At 39.9% G+C, this 3,799-nt stretch carries 4 protein-coding genes; 3 read left to right on the top strand and 1 reads right to left on the bottom strand.

Translation table 11 applies throughout. The features are described from left to right. Nucleotides 1-104: 104 nt before the first annotated feature. Nucleotides 105-1,190: an RNA-guided endonuclease InsQ/TnpB family protein gene (locus BMZ78_RS18195; RefSeq protein ID WP_093231497.1), complete on the top strand. Its 1,086-nt coding sequence runs from the start codon at nucleotides 105-107 to the stop codon at nucleotides 1,188-1,190. Nucleotides 1,191-1,280: 90 nt separating this feature from the next. Here the strand turns inward: BMZ78_RS18195 and BMZ78_RS18190 are convergent, their stop codons facing one another. After that, entirely contained in the window at nucleotides 1,281-2,822 is a 1,542-nt protein-coding gene (locus BMZ78_RS18190; protein WP_093231498.1) for a recombinase family protein, read from the bottom strand. Between the two features lie 75 nt (nucleotides 2,823-2,897). On the opposite strand from BMZ78_RS18190, the gene BMZ78_RS18185 reads away from it, so the two are divergent. Together BMZ78_RS18185 and BMZ78_RS19695 are read left to right on the top strand one after the other, a co-directional pair. Beyond that, nucleotides 2,898-3,098 (top strand): hypothetical protein, encoded by a 201-nt coding sequence (locus tag BMZ78_RS18185; protein WP_093231499.1) that lies wholly within the window; start codon nucleotides 2,898-2,900, stop codon nucleotides 3,096-3,098. 287 nt (nucleotides 3,099-3,385) lie between these two features. After that, nucleotides 3,386-3,799, top strand: a 414-nt coding sequence (locus BMZ78_RS19695) for a hypothetical protein (RefSeq protein ID WP_425263955.1), incomplete at its 3' end; no start/stop codon positions are given.

Raw genomic sequence — 3,799 nt, 5'->3', positions numbered from 1 at the left:
AATGAATTAACCTTAAGTTCTTATCTGTTAAAAAAAACACCCTAGATTTTTGTACGTGAATATATTGTATAATTCAAGTGTAAAAACAAGGAGGTGAAAAACAAATGTTAAAAACATACAAGTTCAAGCTGGAACCAACAGTGCAACAGATAGAAATAATCGAACAGACACTATACCTATGCCGTTGGCTCTATAATTCGATGCTGGAACAGAGAAAGCTTGCCTACAAACTGCGGGATATTTCTTTGACTTTCTACACACAGAATAAAGAGTTACCGAAAGTAAAAGAAGAATTTCCAGAGTTTAAGCAAGTAAACGCACAAGTACTACAGGATGTTTGTCAACGACTTGATAAAACATTCAAATCGTTTTTCCGTCGCTTAAAAAATGGTGAAAAAGCTGGTTTTCCTCGCTTTAAAGGTAAGAACAGATATGATAGCATTACTTACCCACAACCTTATCCTAAAGGTGGTTTCAAGATCGAAGGGAAATATTTGAAACTATCAAAGATTGGTAATGTACGTATCAAGCTACATAGACAAATTGAAGGCAAGATTAAAACCTGTACCATCAAAAGGAAGAATGGCAAATACTATGCTTGCTTCGCTTGTGAGATTGAACCAGAACCACAAACGACAGAAAAGCAAGTAGGCGTTGATCTAGGCGTGAAACATCTTGCTATAACATCAGAAGGTGAATTCTTTGAACATCCCAAATACCTGCGTAAAGCAGAAAAGCGTCTAAAATACCTTCAACGGATGGTATCACGTAGAAAAAAAGGATCAAACCGTAGGCGTAAAGCTGTAGCCATGTTGGCGAAATGTCATGAGTATATAGCGAATCAAAGAAGAGATACAGCACATAAAATCAGCCGTTATCTAGTGAATCATTATGATTTAATCGCATTTGAAGACTTGAACATCAAAGGAATGGTAAAAAACCATCACCTAGCAAAAAGCATTGCGGATGCTGGTTGGAGGATGCTTATCCAATTCACTACTTACAAAGCAGAGTACGCTGGTAAGAAAGTGGTATTGGTTGATCCCCACAACACATCGCAAGCGTGTTCTGAATGTGGCCAAATAGTGAAAAAGACTCTAAATGAAAGAACCCATAAATGTCCTTGCGGCTATATAGCAGACAGAGACGTAAACGCCGCAAGGAACATCTTGAAAAAAGCACTTGCTTAATATCTCAGGCATGGAACATGCCTTCGTGGATGGGTGCAGGTTACTGCGCCAGATGAAACGAGAAGCTCGCCATTTCAATGGCGATGTAGTTCACAGTTTAGGGTGGATGACAAGTGTAAATTCATCGTTACGTTGGTGCTTTTCTTTTCTATATGTACAGTGATCCAAAATGCTTTTTAGCAAGGCATTTTTTTGTTTGGGATCGTCGAGCTTTGGATAGAGATCCAGAACATGCTCCACTCTGGGAATGATGTTGACTTGTGCTTGCTCTTTTAATCTTTCTTTTTCTAGATCTTGGAGAGCTTGTTCGATTTTTTCGCGAAGCTCGGTCATTCGGTTTGCGATATGTTTGGAGCGCTCCAGGAAAGTTTCTTCATCATAAATACCTCGTTCAAGCAAATCATGCAATCTCAATTTTTGTGATTCGAGATTTTTCAATTCTTGTTGGTGATTTTTAATTGTGACCTCTAACAATTCTATTTTGAAGTTATTTTGGGGCGGTGTGTCTGCAATGTCGAATTGCATCTTGTACTGATCCAACCAATCCCGCAATGATTCGAGCAAGCGTGCTTCTATATATTCGAATCGTGAACTTTTATTCGAGCAATATGCATTGTAACAAATTAAATGTGGTTTTTGTCTCCCGTAAGGTCGATAGATCATGGTTCCGCCGCACATATCGCATCGGATCAAACCGGCCAACGGATTTCTAATCCCGCGCTCGTGATAGTAGGGGACGTGGTATCTGGTCTTTAGTATTTCCTGGGCTTTTTGAAACAACTGTTCAGAGATAATAGCTTCGTGTTTTCCCTCTACATCAATCCATTCTGATCGTGGACGGGTCTCTGTTTCTCGCTTTTTTGATAAATCTGTTGGCTTTTTATATACTTTTTTTCTCCACTGAATTCTACCTGTATAGACTTCATTTTTTATGATATTGAGCACTAACATATCATTCCAGCGCTTGCCTGTATATGTACGGATCCCCAATTCATTAAGTTTATGTGCGATCTTGTTGGTTCCAAGTCTTTGATCAGGATCATCATGAGTATACCATTCGAAAATCATCCTTACTACCGGCGCTTGATCCGGATGGGGGATTAGGAAACGTCCATTTTTATCTTCGGCAATTTGATAGCCATATGGAGGGCGAGTGCCAATATAGTTTCCTTCCTCAATAGATCTAATTCTACCTCTTTGTAGCCGTCGATTGATTATTTTGTATTCCTTCCTGGCCATGAAGGCCTCAAATTCACTATATTCTTCATCAAACTCATCTTCCAGGTCGTACACTTTTCGTGGTGTGATAATCTTCGTCCGGGATCTCTTAAAGGTTTCAAGGATCAGCCCTTGTTCCTGCATATTTCCGCGTCCAAGCCGATCCATATCCATAACGAGAACGGCATCATATAGGCCAATTTCCACTTCCTTCAGTAGCTTCATCATTTCAGGTCTATGTATCAAGCTTTCACCGGATGCAATTTCTTCATAGATCTTCACAATATTCAATTTTTGTTGTTTGGCTACTTCCAGTAACATCTTTTTATGTTTGGTAAGTGTTTCACCTTCCCCGCGTGCCTCGGCTTCCAGATCAGCACGGCTTTTACGCAAATACATAGCTACTCTTTCCATAAATGATCCCTCCTTCTCTAAAATAATATGCTTGTCCGCTAATGATTCCTGCATAGGATTTAATGAGGTGATATCATGCAGGAGAGACGGGAGCATGTTCAATATGATAAAACTTATCGTATAGGGGGATCAATTGTTCATATAGTTGCGCCGAGGATCTCAGATGAGGAACGGGAAAAACGGTTGGAAGAAGTCGCTCGAGTCATCTGGATGCTCTTAGATCAGGTTGGGAAAACAAAGAAAGATGATTCTCAAGATGAGAAACCAGCTCCTTAGTAACGAAAGCAGTCCTGGAAACAGGGCTTTTTTGTTTGCATGAAAAAAGCCGATCTTCCCAGTCAGTTCAGTTTGGGAATCTCGGCTTTTTCTTTGACGACCATCCAATCACCTTTTTCAATTTTGAACAGGTGATGGGTTTTTAGTTTGGTTTTTATTGCAAGAGATTTTCCAATGTTCCATAGGGGCTTTTTGGAAGATGTGGTTGCCTTTAGCAATACCAATTTTGAATAAAGTTACAGTTTTAAGGGATGTTAATTAAAAAGAAAGGAAGGGTGAAGAAATTTATGAGCCATCCATATTTATGCCCGTCATGTCAAACTAACCGGACTCGTTTTGCAATTATTGACCAAACTCCCGTTTATGTAAAATTGGACCCACAGAGTGGAGAAATCGTTCAGCAGTATAAGGAAGATGAACTTGAACCACTCCATATGCCATACAATGGGAGCACACGCCATATTCATTGTGGAACATGTGGATTAACAGAAGATGAGCAAAGATTTATCTCAATGGCTCAATACTTCAAGAAAAATCGGCCTATATCACAACCTACAGCACAGCCTCAGGCATCTACTGGTCAACCTCAGGCAGCAAATCCTATTCAGCAATTTCGTGCACTGGGTCAGCCTCAAGAATCGAATCATACTGGTCAACCTCAGGCAGTAAATCCTATTCAGCAATTTCGTGCACTGGGTCAG

Origin of the sequence: Thermoflavimicrobium dichotomicum (assembly GCF_900114055.1) — a bacterium.
Lineage (GTDB): Bacteria > Bacillota > Bacilli > Thermoactinomycetales > Thermoactinomycetaceae > Thermoflavimicrobium > Thermoflavimicrobium dichotomicum.
Note: the sequence above shows the minus strand (reverse complement) of the source record. Positions and strands in the feature narration are given on the sequence as shown.

Coding starts and splice junctions, on each gene's coding strand:
- BMZ78_RS18185 (WP_093231499.1), top strand. CDS start 2,898: ATGCAGGAGAGACGGGAGCATGTTCAATATGATAAAACTTATCGTATA.
- BMZ78_RS18195 (WP_093231497.1), top strand. CDS start 105: ATGTTAAAAACATACAAGTTCAAGCTGGAACCAACAGTGCAACAGATA.
- BMZ78_RS18190 (WP_093231498.1), bottom strand. CDS start 2,822: ATGGAAAGAGTAGCTATGTATTTGCGTAAAAGCCGTGCTGATCTGGAA.